Source organism: Pseudomonas koreensis, from assembly GCF_025447595.1.
In the GTDB taxonomy this organism is placed as follows: domain Bacteria; phylum Pseudomonadota; class Gammaproteobacteria; order Pseudomonadales; family Pseudomonadaceae; genus Aquipseudomonas; species Aquipseudomonas koreensis_H.
On the sequence record NZ_JAOEJU010000003.1, the window covers coordinates 105,259 to 118,587 of the forward strand.

Here is a 13,329-nt window from a genome sequence, read left to right on the forward strand (position 1 = left end):
GACCGGCCTTACAACTGCCAGGAACCGATGTCGGCATTCACGCCGTCGCCGTCAGGCTGGCCGTCGGCGCCGAGGGAAAAGATGTCGATCTCGCCGTTGGCACCGGGATTGAGGTACTGATAAGGACGACCCCACGGGTCATTCGGCAAGCGCTCCAGGTACGAGCGCCAGTTGGTATTCTTCGCATCGGCCGGCCGCTCCACCAGCACCTTCAGACCCTGACTCTGGCTCGGGTAAGTGCCGTGATCCAGGCGATACAGCTTCAGCGCCTGCATCAACCCGCCAATGTCCTGCTTCGCCGCCGTGGCCCGCGCCTGATCCGGCCGGTCGAGCACCTTGGGCACCACCATCGCCGCCAGAATCCCGAGAATCACCACCACCACCATGATCTCGATCAGCGTGAAACCCTGCTGCCCACGGGGCATCCGGCTCGGTCGATTGGGCTGTTTGAACTGCGCGATATCCATCTCGTCATTCCCTGGCTTGATTCGATTCGACGCGCAGTGTTGCAAGAAGATATGTCAGGGATGTTGAAAATCCTCGGGTGTTTTCGTCGTCAAGCCGTCAAGCACGGGCGTTAGCGTCAAGGGCTGCCTGACTGCCCGAGCCCCCGATGCGCACCCCCTCCCCGCAAGCCGGATTCACCCTGATTGAAGTGCTCGTCGCGCTGGCGATCATCGCCGTCGCCATGTCCGCCGCTGTTCGTGTGGCGGGGTTGATGACGCAGAGCAGCGGGGTTTTGCGGGATCGTTCGATTGCGATGATTGCGGCGCAGAGTCGGATGGCGGAATTGCGGTTGGAGGGAAGGTTGCCGATGGGGGTTAAGGCGATGGAGTGTGATCAGGGGCGGTTGTTGTTGCGGTGTGAGCAGGTGATTGGGGGGGCGGAGAATGGGCGGTTGTTGAAGGTGGGGGTGCAGGTGTTTGATCGTAGCCAGGAAGCGCCGCCGCTGGCTCGGCTGGAGACGTTACTCAGCCGCCCCGAAAATCCCTAGCCCTCCCGAAACGTCAGACCGCTGGTATGCAGCAGAATCGACCGAGAGATATTTCCGACAACCACCTGAAAATCTTCACCACCACGCACACACCGCGTTGAACCCATAATCAACTCAAACGCCCGCCTCCAAACCCATAATCAACTCGGTCGCCCAGGTCGATGTACAACGCCAGACACCTCGGTCGGCCCCCTCTCCCTCCGGGAGAGGGCTGGGGTGAGGGCCGCTTGTTGAACCACCCGTTTACCCCCCCCAAAAATCCCCGTTTAAAAGACACCCACCGTTACTTCCCCAAGGCTACACAACCTTGCGTCATTACCTACGACTACGCCAGAATCCGCCGGCTTGTGCGTCTAATGCGCGGGCCTTATCGTTTCCGGGTCACTGAAAAACAGTGATCGGGTTTGGTAGCCCGCACATGAGAGTTGCACAGCATCACCATTCGCGGCGTCGTTTCGTCTCGGCTTTATGGTGGTCATGCACAGGGCACCTTCGGGTGCGCCGGGTTCCTCATGTGCCGGTCTACCAACCTGAGCATGGCCGCCACCTTCGTTTGGTAGCGAAATTGGATGGCCTCCCTTTTTGAAGCATGAGGAGTTACATCTATGATCAAGCCAACACCCAACCCACCAGAAACCGACCCAGTTTCCCCCTACCAATTCCCCGATTCCCGAACCCTGAACGAAGCCGCCGAACGCGCCCTCGACCACTACCTCACCCCACAACAACGCATCATGGGCAGTCACACCAAGCACGATCCCATGTTCCTGGCCAACCCCGCCTACAACAGCGAATCCCTCCTGGCCAACGCCAGCGAATCACTGGGATCGGCCAGCGAAATGCTCAACAACTTTGCCGCCACGCTGGAGCCTGCCCATCGCAAGACTGCGATAGGGATTGCGCAGTTGGTGATGTTGAGCGAGTTGGCGGTGAATCAGGCGCTGGATCATGTTGAGGTGAAGACGTAAGCGGCTGAGCGCTGTAGATCCATAGCCGGAAAATGGCCGAGGTTGTCAGGTGTAACTGACGACCTCGGCCAAGTGAACATTTCTATTTTTTGCGGCACATCTCGACGTCATCCTGAGTCTTCAGGTCAGTGTCGATTCCCAAGCGATACCTGCAGTAATCAATAATCCACCCCCGCTCCTCTGCTGTCAGGCGCTCTACCTTCCTAATCTCTCCATCGTTGGCGTGGATGTTGTAGAACTTCATCTGAAACGTCGGGTGCTTTTTGATGAAGACAATGGTCTCGATATCCCCGTCCTCAAGCGCTTCGTAGTAGCCGACGTAGAGCACGGTTACTACGGTGAGGATTGCTGCGATTAAAAGCTTTTTCATTCCATTGGTGCCGGTGGTAGAGGCTGAAGGGTTCTAGCATGAAAGGAGACTAATTGAATGCCAGAAAGTAAATCAGCCCCTTTTTACTTATTCAAAAATGGTCTTCAATATAAGCAATTGCCTGCCGTATGCCGAGCAAATCTGTTTGCGGGCCCACCCTCACATAAAATAGTTCCTCAGCCTTATTTTGCCCAGCAGTTTTCCACTTCAGGAACACGGGCCGATTGCTGGGGAGGCATCGCACGGAAAACACAAACTTATTATCAACCTCTACTAAATCCGACTTCACAAACTCAGAATACTCTACGCCAACCGTCTCTCTAAAAATATTCCAAAAATGAAGTTGAAATTTATCATTATTAGGAAACAAATCACTACCAACACCCAATAACTCTCCTTCATCATTAACGCCAATTAGCAAAGTCCCTCCTGAAGAATTGAAAAATCCGACAATAGTTTTAAGCACCGATAGTTCCATTTCACGATCCTTTGCACCAGATCGCAGATTCATTCTCAGGGTGGATTTAAACTCGACAATATCTGTCTCACCACCATTAATTATAGACAACAAACCTTCTTGTACTTTAGAATCTTTATCCATGGCGCGCTTAAGTTGCTGTGGAAGCTCAGCTATCAAATTCTCTTTTGTGACATAATCTACAGCACCCAATCGAAGTGCTTTTATTGTCTCTGCCTGACTGCCTTCCCCAGATACAACTATTGAAGGGAGGTCAAATTTCAATTCGTTTATTTTCTCCAGAAGCCATAGCCCTCCCCAACGACCTGGAGGCATGGCTAAGTCGATTAGCACGAGATCATAATCTTTTTCTTGCATTTTGATCAGTGCATCCTCGCCGTTATTTGTAAACTCAAAATTTACATCATCCAATCCCAAAATGCGCACTATGCTAGCAATTACTTCTTGTTGATCGTCCGCCCAAAGAATACTTTTCATCAAAGTTCACCACCACTTAGCTCTTCATTATTTTGAATTGACGGAATCCACAATTTAACAGCCGCCCCAAAATTTTTATCATTTGAAAAAACTATGTTCCCGCCTAGCTCCTTAGCAGTTAACATTACTGCCATCAGACCAATACCATGGCCTGTACTTTTAGATGTTTTCAGAGGAATACCATTTCTCAGCGCGACGAGCTGTTCCTCTTCGAATCCGGGCCCCACATCTTTTATAACAAACTCCACGCCTTCGAGCGCCTCCTCTACACCATACGATATATATATATATTTCCACTACCAGCCATTGCCTCTACAGAATTTTTAACCAAGTTACTTATTAGCGACCGCAAACGAAGCTCATCGGTGCATATTTCAACTTCGGAATCACAAGGTGAAAAAATCAAATTAACCGAGCTCGGCACCCACGACCACAGTTCGCTTATCAACGTTTTGATGAATACACTTATTTTCACTGGGCAAATTGTTGCCGAACCAGTTTCCCTAGATAGACTTTTTGCGACTCTTAGCGCAACATTAGCTTTATCTAAATGACCACTAGCATCAGCAGCAAGCAAATAACGCTCTCTTCCTGTGCTTTTATTTCTTGCATGTTCCGACGTAAAACAATAACCCAATATGCTATTTTTAACATCGTGCAGTATGGACGCTATTTGATCATTTGCCGCCGCTTCATAAGGATCCTTAAAATGATACTGCCACCAAAACTCTAAGGCAATTTTCCTAACTTCATTTTGTACAAGAGAACCTATAGAAATTTTGAAACACTCTTCAGATACAACAACTTTAGTTACAGCAAGAACCACCTTCAAATCAGACCACAATGTCGACGAGAGCACGTCGCCCTGCTCTACATCTGTAAGACCTTTGATCTTAATGCATAGCTCGCCATCTTCGACATCGACTTCAATATGGATCGCGTTGCCTTGGGCGCATATGGTTCTAAAAACATCGAACAAACACAGATGGGCCCCATCGATTTCAAAGACTTCAGCAAGCGGATCTGCATAACGAATAATGTTTGCTTCACCCCTCCGAAGCAGCTTGAACTCCTCTACAATTTCTCCTATCGTAGTGACGGTTACATCTCCACTTTTCAACCGATAAATAGTAGCCTCGGAAATCAATTTTTTGAAAGCGCTCCGATTACGTATATCATTCGATTCCTCAAGTGGGTCGGCAGCAGATAATTCCACTTCAAGATCCGCAATAGCATTTAGCAAACTATTATTTTTGTTTGACTCCAAGTTCCTTCCAGCATGACCGTAATACTTCACAAGTCCAGACTTATTCGAACCGACTCCAAGATCAACAAAACCACTTACCGATCTAATAAACTGCTCAAAACCTAAAAAGCTCATATCTCTAACTAGATGAACACCTAGAAAATTTTTGTTTATAAGCCTCGAAACTCTAAGTGTTTCGCCTTTCTCCCCTGCGTTCCCCGCCAAACTAATAGAGTGTGCAACAACCCACTTCAAATAAGGTTCTTGGTAGATTTCAAAAACAGGAGAAGCCTCACCAAGTAGAGCCACATCAAATATAGCTTTGTTTTTTCTAGCGAGTTCAGACTCTAGTATACCGTTAGACTTTGCCTCATTAATTCTGGAGACCTTCGCATCCCCTTGAATACTTAGCGCAGCATCGAGATACTCTGACACTAAGGTTATATATGGCGTTGCGCATCGCTGTTGATCGTGAGATACAGCATCCGTTGTAAACTTAACTTTCAACCCAAGAGCTTGACATTTCTCTTGAAATACCGATTTTACTGGAGCAATCTCATCTCGGGACAAATCCATGCTTTTAGTCTTATTTACAAAATGATCTAAAAATACTGGAATATCTTTAATTAAATCACCCGCACCACTCACCCCTTCTTCTTTAATTAAGAAGAGCACACCGAATAGAGCCTGAACAAACTCACCCTTAATTGCCTGTGTTAAATTTTTTTCTCCGTTTCCTATAAGAATCACATCAGACGTCAGCAGTTTTTCATAAATATCACTAATACTGTATTCATTGACCAATGCCCTGACCACTTCTCGGATTCCACCGGCTTTTGAGAGATCATCCATGCTTAGGCTTCTGACGACCGTTTCGAATGCTATCCACTCAATAACACTTGCTCCCAAAAAAGCCAGGACAGTATTATTACTACCTAGAGTGGGATTTCTTTTTGCATAAGTATAGCTTCGATGAGTTAGCGCCAATCCAACTAAGGAAACAGACCAAATTGGCAGCCCCAACTTTTCTACGACCCCCCTAACTTTATAAGAATTATTTGGTAGCGGCATTGACTTGGCTGCTAAAATATAATCAATTTTCTTGTTTGCGCTAATTGACTTATTTTTACACTGCACGCGAATGGAGTACTTTTCTATAAAATTCTCTGCCGCGTTAAGCGCGGCTATTCGCTTAGAGGTCCCATCACCTTCACATTGAACGCCTAGAGCTTCCACCTTGACTCTAAAAACCCGTAGGTGTGCGGGACCTGTCTCCTCAAGTAAAATATAAATTGGCAACTTTTTTCCAACACTTTGACAATACTCTTGCAGCTTAGTCTTGCTGTCTTTTTCAGGAGCCACGTCTATTGACTGCAAGGACAAAAACTTATCTAGAAACTCACCTTTCAATTTTTTATAGCCAAAATTATGGTGAATTGCTCCGACCAACTGATTGGTTAGCGAGTTATTAACCTCAGCTGATTCCTTTTCATGCACTGCAACTCCGCGACCAAATTTTCCTTTATTTGTAAGTCTAATTTTTTCGCTTAGCTGCTCATACATATAGAATTTTATTTTTCTTTGTATTAAAGAGCATGCGCCAGAGGTTTTATCAGCGACATCCATTGCTCGGCAAGCTGAATACATGCTTATAATTGATTTACCAAGCGACTCCCACGCATCAATTATTCGATCATCTAAATTGTATTCCTTTAATTTTTCCGAAGCACATTTCCTAGCCGATTTATGATGAAGCGCGGCCAACATAAAATTATTTTTTTCAATTTCAGCAGCCAGATCCGTGATATCTTCCATGCCTAACCTAACCTTTGCAATAAATACTATCGGCAATACTTCTTTGTAATTCCAAGAGCGTCCTTAATCACAACCCAGCATTTAACAAAAAAGGAAACTGATTTATTTTCTGCAAACAAACTAGTCCCCCATTTCAGGAGCCACGCCCTTTGACTTCTGCCTTTTACTAATAGGAGTTTACAACTCTCAAATAATTGCTATCTTTGCCTAGATTGGGCAGTTGCAAGTCCGTGCTTGCACAGATGATATTGAAAGCGGCTAGCGTCACTTGATTGGTGGTCATTGGAATAAAACTTTGGGCTAATTGCCTGAATGCCGGGCCGCAGCCTCGCAGTGCAAGGCGCGCTGAAAATTCGCGCTCAAGTAATAGACGCGCGAATTCTTTGAACTCCTCCTCTGAGAAGCTAGAAGTCATACGCTTATAATGCGGGACAGCGATTTCGGAAACTCCATAACCATTCCCCACAGTAGTCATTACAATGGTCTTTACATATTTCTGGCGAATACTTTCAGGAATTTTTCCATTATTAGGAAGATAAGAAACAAGGATTTTTGCATGCGCTGGTTCGTTATGAAAGTTATTATAGCCATTATGTGCATTAAAAAGTGAATTGATAGCTTCCGACATTTCAACTGCAAGATTATCTGAGGGAAGATATCCAAGTCCGCCGACACCTGATAAAAACTCGTGAGCTAAAGACCGTCTGGCTGCTTCCCCGTTAGCTGCGAATGTTGCAAAACGTACCCCGCATTCAAAGCGAGAGTCATCAGACGCTAGAGCCCAGCACTTTGAGGCGATTAGTTTTATATTTGACTTTATCTGCACAGAGGTCGCCTCCGAAGTATACATACCAAAAATTGTGCGCAGCAAAGACTTTATAATATCATTTGGTAGATGCTCCATTCCCGCTCTAATATGTTGCGCATCTTGCTCACTAAGAGACGCATTGCGTATACTATGCAGAAACCGCTTAACTTCTATTGCGGCTCCTTCAGGCTCCCTAGCAATAACTTCTCTTATACATGTCTCAAGCCAAGAAATTAGCTGCAGACCTGAAAGGTCATTTTGATTAGGATGTGCGGCACTAGCCCAATTGCGCATATCTCTAATGTAATCAAGGTGACGATATCCAATATCCGATAAAATCCCGGTCAAATGACATCCACGGACAAGTTCCCACTCATCAATCTTAACCAGGTCCTCCTCACCCTTTAGTTTAGATCTGCGAGCCGTATCAGTAACAACACTATCGTAAAAATACTCCAGGTCGAATCTTGCTACTTTTCTTCGAAGGTTTACTACCGTTTCATCCCAAATAAAATTCAAAGCAGCGTCAAAAAGTCCTGCTCCGCAAGCGGCTATAAATTTTGATATATAGAGGGATTCACCTCTCTGGGCCAACTCGATACTATTTACAACCTCTGGCAAGTTAGCAATAACGCGCTGACGCTCTTGGGTCGAAACCAACACGTTGTTCGTTGGTAATCCCAAGTGATCTAAATACGCCACTAGAGCATTAGTGAATTGGTCAACCCCATTCGAGACTTGACCTTGAGCGATGATAATAGGTAACTGAGACATGATGCTTCCTTGCTGGTGACGTCGGCGGGTTCATTTGCATGGTTTAGCAGACATAATGGCGTTAGGCTATGGAGCACGACTGGGACTGATTCGAGAAAATTCCAGCACGACCAATCTAGAAAGCCCTTTTTTCGGCTTCTTTGTCTGAGAAATCAATAACTTCCCTTCAAACGACTACTTTTGGCAGATATATGCCCACAACAAACAGCAGTTGTTGACTATGGGTTCAACCGACCAAAAATTAACTCAAGCGCATTCCCGGCATTCAGGAACCCGTTACCCCACTAAAACGCTGAAATGACCGCCTCACTACCTATAATTCACGGCCTAACCAACCTAGGCATCTCCACCCCTTCCCCCAACCTCTCCACCCCCAACCGCACCCGCTCCCCACCCTGCTCAATTACCACCCCATCCCCCTCCACCGCCACCAACCTCACCCCAGGACTCACCCGCTCCCCCTGCAAAAAACTCCTCGGCGGTCCGTCGTTGAGGCTGAGTATCGCCACCTCCCCGCGACTCCCCGCGATCACGCCGCTGACCTTGATCTCCACCGGCGCCGTGCGGTTGGAAAACCATTGCAACGCCGGGTTATCGCTGCGCGCAGCGAGCAGTTGCGGGGTGGCCGCCGGGGTGTGGGATTCGGCGGTGGTCAGGAGCAGGGATGACCAGGTGGCGATGCCGACCAGGGCGGCCAGCAGTGCGGCGGCCTGGGTGATTTGGGGGGGTGAAAAGCGTGCGGTGAATCTCATGGGCTGAATCTCCTTTTAGTCCCGGTGACCAGACTACGCGGCAATTCTCACGGTTTTATTTCACACGCTTTACATGTTGGCCGTGCAGGATGGTTTTTTGGGACGGGGCTGGACGCAAGGGAGTGCGCATTCGATGAACCGGTGCAGGCAGCAGGGTTTTACGCTGATCGAGTTGATGGTGGTGCTGGTGATCATCGGCATCGCCAGTGCGGCGATCAGTCTGAGTATCAAGCCCGATCCGTTGCAGTTGCTGCGCAAGGACGCCGAGCGCGTGGCGCAGTTGCTGCAGATTGCCCAGGCTGAGGCCCGCGCCGATGGCCGGCCGATTGCGTGGTTGAGCGATGGCAAGGGGTTTCGGTTCAGTCGGCGCAGTGACAGTGGCAAGGGCTTTGATCATTTCGATCGGGACCCGCAGTTGCGGCCGCGTCCCTGGCAGAGTCCGAAGCTGGAGGTGCGGGTGGAGCCGAAGCAGAAAGTGGTGCTGAACGCAGAGTGGATCAATCCGCCGCTGCAGTTGACGCTGTCTGACGGGCTCAATCGGTTGAGTGTGCTGCGCGATGCTTCGGGCCGGATTAGCGTGCAATGAACAGACAACAAGGTTTTACGCTGATCGAGGTGATGGTCGCGATTCTGTTGATGGCGGTGGTCAGTCTGATTGCCTGGAAGGGGCTGGACAGTGTCACGCGCGCCGACAGCCATTTGCAGGCCAGTGGTGAGCAGAGCGACAGCCTGTTGCGGGCGCTGAATCAGATGCAGCGGGATGTGGAGATGCGCGCCGGGATCGAGCTGACGGAGCCGAAGAAGGTCGGCACCGAGGATGAACCGGCGACGGCTCCGCCTGCCGTTACGGTGCGCAGCAGTGACAGCAAGGGGTTTCGGCTGGACATCATTCGGAGTGCGGCGGATCAGCCGGGGGCGTTGCAGCGGGTGCGCTGGTGGCTCAAGGGGGACACGTTGTATCGCGCGGTGGCGCCGGCGCGCAGTCGGTATCCGTTGCCGGCGCCTACGGCGGGGGTTGCGGTTTTGGGTGAGGTGAGTGATTTGCAGGTGCGGGTTTGGGAGATGGATAAGGGGTGGCGGCAGTTGAGCGGGAATCGGCGGGAGGATCCGTTGGGGTTGGAGGTGCGGTTGACTCGGGAGACGGCGCAGGGGGTGGAGAAGTATCGGCAGGTGATGGGGCCGTTGCAGTAATTGAAGTCACTGAGATCCCTGTGGGAGCGAGCTTGCTCGCGAAGGGGCCTTCACATCCGACATCTCATTGCCTGACTTACCGCCATCGCGAGCAAGCTCGCTCCCACAGGGTTCTGAGGTGGTTTTGAATAGTGTGTTGGGTTAGCTGAGGACGACTACGCCGCCCGGCAACTCGGTGCATTTGACGCCGTAGGCATCGCGGATCAGGGCGCCTACGCCGGCCAGTTGATCGAGGGAGAAACGTGCTTGTACGCGGCGCTGGCCGAGTTCGCGGTTGAGCAGCAGCAACATGCCTGGGCGGTAGCGGTTGATCTCGTCAATCATCTGGCTGAGGGTCGCGCCGTTGAACACCAGCATTTGCTGGCGCCAGTTGGTTACTGCGGCCGTGTCGACGCTTTGCACGGTGCCGACCTGTTGCGCGTCATAGGTCAGTTGCTGGCCTGGTTCCAGGCGCAGGCTGCGACCTTCAACTTCCACATCCACCGCGCCATCGAGGCACGTCACGCACACCTGCTGATCGAGGTTGCGCAGGTTGAACCGCGCCCTGCTCGCCCGTAACCAGCCGCCACCGGCCTGCATCGCCATGGGCAACCGTGCGGTCTGCACTTCGACTTCGCCGCTGACCAGTTCAAAGCCTTGCACGCCCTCATCTACCGAACGCTGGTTGATGCGGGTCTGGGTGTTCAATTCCAGGCTCAAGCCATCGGCTGGTTCGACCCTGCGTTGCTGGCCGACTTCGGTGATGTAATCCGCGCCGAGCCCGGAGAATCCGCCCGGAATCGTACCGCGCACCACCAGGAATGCGGCCGACGCGGCAATCGCGCCGCCGAGAAACGCCCGGCGTCCAAACCTTCGTGGCGCTTGCGTCGCTTCGGCCGCCGGTTGCAGCAGGTGCCACAACGCCTTGCACTCTTCGAAGGCGCGGGCGTGTTCGGGGCTTTGCACGCACCACTGGCGCAACGCTCGGGCGTCGGCGACCGTGGCGCGGCCGGAGGTCAGCAGGATCAGCCAGTCGCGGGCTTCGCTTTGCAGACGCTCGGCAGGCGTGGGCTCGGCAGGTGTCAGACGGAAGATGTTCAAACGCGCAGGTACTCGACGGGTTGATCGGGAGCTTCATTCACTAGACGGTTTTCCGGCCCCGCGACCGAACCGCTGAAACACTTTTCTTTCCAGTTTGGCCGCGCAGTGTCCGAGGGCAGCCTTGATTTCCTTCTCGACCATGCGCGTGGAGATGCCGAAACGCTGGGAGATTTCCAGGTGTGGCGCTTCTTCCAGCCGTGCGGCGATGAAGATCCGACGCCGCCGGGCCGGCAGTTCGTAGAGGGCGCTGAGCAGGGACTGGATTTCCTTTTGGCCGCCGACCACGCGCATCGGGTCGAGCGCTTCGTCGCTGACTTGCAGCAGTTCTTCGACTTCGCTGCCAGTGAGCAGCCGCGCATCGGCCTGGCGGCGGTCGGCGGCGATGTTCAGGGCCATGCGATAGAGGTAGGCGTTGGGCCGCAGCAGGTTCGGCGGCGCCTCCATGCGGTCCACCCGCAGGTAGGTTTCGTGCAGCACGTCGTTGGCCAGGTCCTCCGAGCCGAGACGGCGGCGCAGGCGCACCCGAAAGTCCTCGTAGGACGTCAGGAACAGCTGGACCATCGAACTTTGTCCGGCGTCTTTCATCCCCCGGAAACTCCTTCCCATTGTGTGCATTCCATGCGCTTTCCTGACGATTCGGGTAACAACAGCAACGTGACTGGCTGGCGCAATGCGCCGGGTGTGGGCCGGTCGATCTTGAGCGTGTGAAAACTGTCTACCAGCGCTGCATCGCGCCGAACATCGCCGGTGGTGGTGACCAACCGGTTGTGCTGCACCACGCCGTCGCGGCCGATCCACAGCTGCAACACCGCGCGAAAACTGCCGGGCCGGGTCAGCGGCGAACGGCACAGGTTGCGTTCAATCGCGGCCTGCACCGCCGTGGCGTAACTGCGGTTGACGGCTGCGCTGGCGGGGGTCGGTTTCTCCGCCGGCAACGGCACTTCCTCGACTTGCGCCACCTGCAAGGTGAACGCGTCGTCGCGGCTGTACTTGGCCATCAAGCCGCTGCCGCCGAGCATCCGGCGCAACGCTTCGGCGGCGGTGAATTCGCCATCCACCGCCAACGAACGTCGACCGCGACTCAACTGGCTGTCGACCAGCACCGCCATGCCGGTGGCGCGGCTGAACTGATCGAGGGCGCGGGCCAGTTCCTGGGCCGGGATGTGCAGCGTCATGCGCATCGTCGCCGGCATCGGGTCGGCGCCGGCGCGGCTCAGAAACAAGCCAAGCAGCAGCCCCAGACAGAGCTGGCGCATGAGCGCTGAGCGCACAACATCCTCCCTGGCACGGCCTCGCTGCACGGCTGATGTATCCCTGAAAACCGTCATCCTGAGGGCTGTTTATGAATCTGGTGTGACGGCCACTGCAAAAAAACCATCACGGGATCGGCGCCGCCGTTGCACTAGACTCTTGAGCTAGAGCGGCCCCTTCGGGCCGGCCAGGAGGCAGGCATGGAATCAGTCTGGAAAGTCGTCTTCGGCGGGTTGTTGCTGACGGTGTTGGGCGGTGCACACGCGGAGGAGCCGCTGGGCTGTGTCGAGGTGACAGTAGGTGGTTACAAGGCGCCGAATTACGATTGCCTGAGCCAGCAAATGGGCAACAACCCCGACGGCGCGGCGGCTGCGCAGAAAAATCAGGAAGCGATGAATGTGCCCGTCAACAAGCGGCCGCCGAATCAGGTGGGGCTGGCGACGCCGGCGGCCACTAGTACGCGGATGGGCAACACGTTTGGCACGTCGGTGAAACCGCAGCGGCCACCGAACTGACTGATCTCCTCTGGGAGCGAGCCTGCTCCGGGCGGCGATCCGACGATAGCGCCCTGTCAGTCAACATCGATCGCGCAGACAAGCCGCCATCGCTAGCAAGCTAGCTCCCACAGGGTTTTGTGTTTGGCATTGATCAATGGTCTGCGGGGACCTGGCGAAAGCTCACCGCCAACCGATTCCAGCTGTTGATGGTGCTGATGGCCATGGTCAGGTCCACCAGTTCCGTCTCGTTGAACTGTTCCCGCGCCTGCTGGTAAACATCGTCAGGCACCCGGCTGTCCGCCAGCAGCGTTACCGCTTCGGTCCAGGCCAGCGCCGCCCGTTCGCGCAGGTTGAAAAAGCCGCTGTCGCGCCAGACCGCGATCGCGTACAGCCGCCGATCCGTCTCCCCTGCCCGCCGCGCTTCCACCGAATGCATGTCGGTGCAGAACGCACAGCCGTTGAGCTGCGAGGCGCGGATCTTGATCAGGTGCAGCAGCGGCGGCTCGATGCTCAGGCTGCTGGTCAGCGCTTCCAGGGCAATCATCGCTTTCATGGCTTTGGGTGAAGCGCTGTAGTAATCCAGACGCGGGGACATGGGCGGGTCTCGGGCAGCAGAAGAGTGATTTCA

Annotated in this window: 16 protein-coding genes; 5 read left to right on the top strand and 11 right to left on the bottom strand. The window is 52.9% G+C overall.

What is annotated here, in order from left to right:
- Window positions 1-8: 8 nt before the first annotated feature.
- Complete coding sequence (gspG, locus tag N8H71_RS06175; protein WP_007959380.1) at window positions 9-467, bottom strand: type II secretion system major pseudopilin GspG; 459 nt, start codon at window positions 465-467, stop codon at window positions 9-11.
- Window positions 468-613: 146 nt separating this feature from the next.
- Here gspG and gspI point away from each other — a divergent pair, with 146 nt between their 5' ends.
- A complete protein-coding gene (gene gspI, locus N8H71_RS06180; protein ID WP_262193303.1) occupies window positions 614-994 on the top strand; it encodes a type II secretion system minor pseudopilin GspI in 381 nt (126 codons plus the stop codon).
- 605 nt (window positions 995-1,599) lie between these two features.
- Window positions 1,600-1,962, top strand: a complete 363-nt coding sequence (locus tag N8H71_RS06185) for a DUF6124 family protein (RefSeq protein ID WP_262193304.1) — start codon at window positions 1,600-1,602, stop codon at window positions 1,960-1,962.
- A gap of 82 nt (window positions 1,963-2,044) precedes the next feature.
- Here N8H71_RS06185 and N8H71_RS06190 read toward each other — a convergent pair whose 3' ends face one another.
- The 6 genes from N8H71_RS06190 to N8H71_RS06215 all read right to left on the bottom strand — a co-directional run bounded on the left by N8H71_RS06190 (window position 2,045) and on the right by N8H71_RS06215 (window position 8,682).
- Complete coding sequence (locus tag N8H71_RS06190) at window positions 2,045-2,332, bottom strand: hypothetical protein (protein WP_262193305.1); 288 nt, start codon at window positions 2,330-2,332, stop codon at window positions 2,045-2,047.
- A 91-nt stretch (window positions 2,333-2,423) separates the two neighbouring features.
- A complete protein-coding gene (locus N8H71_RS06195) occupies window positions 2,424-3,287 on the bottom strand; it encodes a response regulator (RefSeq protein ID WP_262193306.1) in 864 nt (287 codons plus the stop codon).
- Entirely contained in the window at window positions 3,287-3,535 is a 249-nt protein-coding gene (locus N8H71_RS06200) for an ATP-binding protein (RefSeq protein ID WP_262193307.1), read from the bottom strand. The genes N8H71_RS06195 and N8H71_RS06200 overlap by 1 nt, the downstream gene beginning before the upstream one ends.
- Window positions 3,536-3,552: 17 nt before the next feature.
- A complete protein-coding gene (locus N8H71_RS06205) occupies window positions 3,553-6,348 on the bottom strand; it encodes a putative dsRNA-binding protein (protein WP_262193308.1) in 2,796 nt (931 codons plus the stop codon).
- Between the two features lie 166 nt (window positions 6,349-6,514).
- Window positions 6,515-7,930 carry a hypothetical protein gene (locus N8H71_RS06210; protein ID WP_262193309.1) on the bottom strand — a complete coding sequence of 472 codons (1,416 nt, stop codon included), beginning with the start codon at window positions 7,928-7,930 and terminating at the stop codon, window positions 6,515-6,517.
- A gap of 320 nt (window positions 7,931-8,250) precedes the next feature.
- On the bottom strand, window positions 8,251-8,682 hold the full coding sequence (locus N8H71_RS06215) for a type II secretion system protein N (RefSeq protein WP_262193310.1): 432 nt from the start codon (window positions 8,680-8,682) through the stop codon (window positions 8,251-8,253).
- 133 nt (window positions 8,683-8,815) lie between these two features.
- Here N8H71_RS06215 and gspH point away from each other — a divergent pair, with 133 nt between their 5' ends.
- Both gspH and N8H71_RS06225 read left to right on the top strand, forming a co-directional pair.
- Window positions 8,816-9,268, top strand: a complete 453-nt coding sequence (gspH, locus tag N8H71_RS06220) for a type II secretion system minor pseudopilin GspH (RefSeq protein WP_011334577.1) — start codon at window positions 8,816-8,818, stop codon at window positions 9,266-9,268.
- The gene (locus tag N8H71_RS06225) at window positions 9,265-9,873 is read left to right on the top strand and encodes a prepilin-type N-terminal cleavage/methylation domain-containing protein (protein ID WP_085746260.1); all 609 of its coding nucleotides are present in this window, start codon (window positions 9,265-9,267) and stop codon (window positions 9,871-9,873) included. The genes gspH and N8H71_RS06225 overlap by 4 nt, the downstream gene beginning before the upstream one ends.
- A 141-nt stretch (window positions 9,874-10,014) precedes the next feature.
- Here N8H71_RS06225 and N8H71_RS06230 read toward each other — a convergent pair whose 3' ends face one another.
- Genes N8H71_RS06230 through N8H71_RS06240 form a run of 3 tightly spaced genes read right to left on the bottom strand, consistent with a single transcriptional unit; the run spans window position 10,015 to window position 12,209 of the window.
- Complete coding sequence (locus N8H71_RS06230; protein WP_262193311.1) at window positions 10,015-10,953, bottom strand: FecR family protein; 939 nt, start codon at window positions 10,951-10,953, stop codon at window positions 10,015-10,017.
- A gap of 33 nt (window positions 10,954-10,986) precedes the next feature.
- Complete coding sequence (locus N8H71_RS06235) at window positions 10,987-11,538, bottom strand: RNA polymerase sigma factor (protein ID WP_011334580.1); 552 nt, start codon at window positions 11,536-11,538, stop codon at window positions 10,987-10,989.
- Complete coding sequence (locus N8H71_RS06240; protein ID WP_262193488.1) at window positions 11,535-12,209, bottom strand: STN domain-containing protein; 675 nt, start codon at window positions 12,207-12,209, stop codon at window positions 11,535-11,537. Before N8H71_RS06240 ends, N8H71_RS06235 begins: the two co-directional genes overlap by 4 nt.
- A gap of 195 nt (window positions 12,210-12,404) precedes the next feature.
- Here N8H71_RS06240 and N8H71_RS06245 point away from each other — a divergent pair, with 195 nt between their 5' ends.
- Window positions 12,405-12,719: a hypothetical protein gene (locus tag N8H71_RS06245; protein ID WP_262193312.1), complete on the top strand. Its 315-nt coding sequence runs from the start codon at window positions 12,405-12,407 to the stop codon at window positions 12,717-12,719.
- Between the two features lie 133 nt (window positions 12,720-12,852).
- Here the strand turns inward: N8H71_RS06245 and N8H71_RS06250 are convergent, their stop codons facing one another.
- Entirely contained in the window at window positions 12,853-13,296 is a 444-nt protein-coding gene (locus N8H71_RS06250) for a carboxymuconolactone decarboxylase family protein (protein WP_262193313.1), read from the bottom strand.
- Window positions 13,297-13,329: the final 33 nt, after the last annotated feature.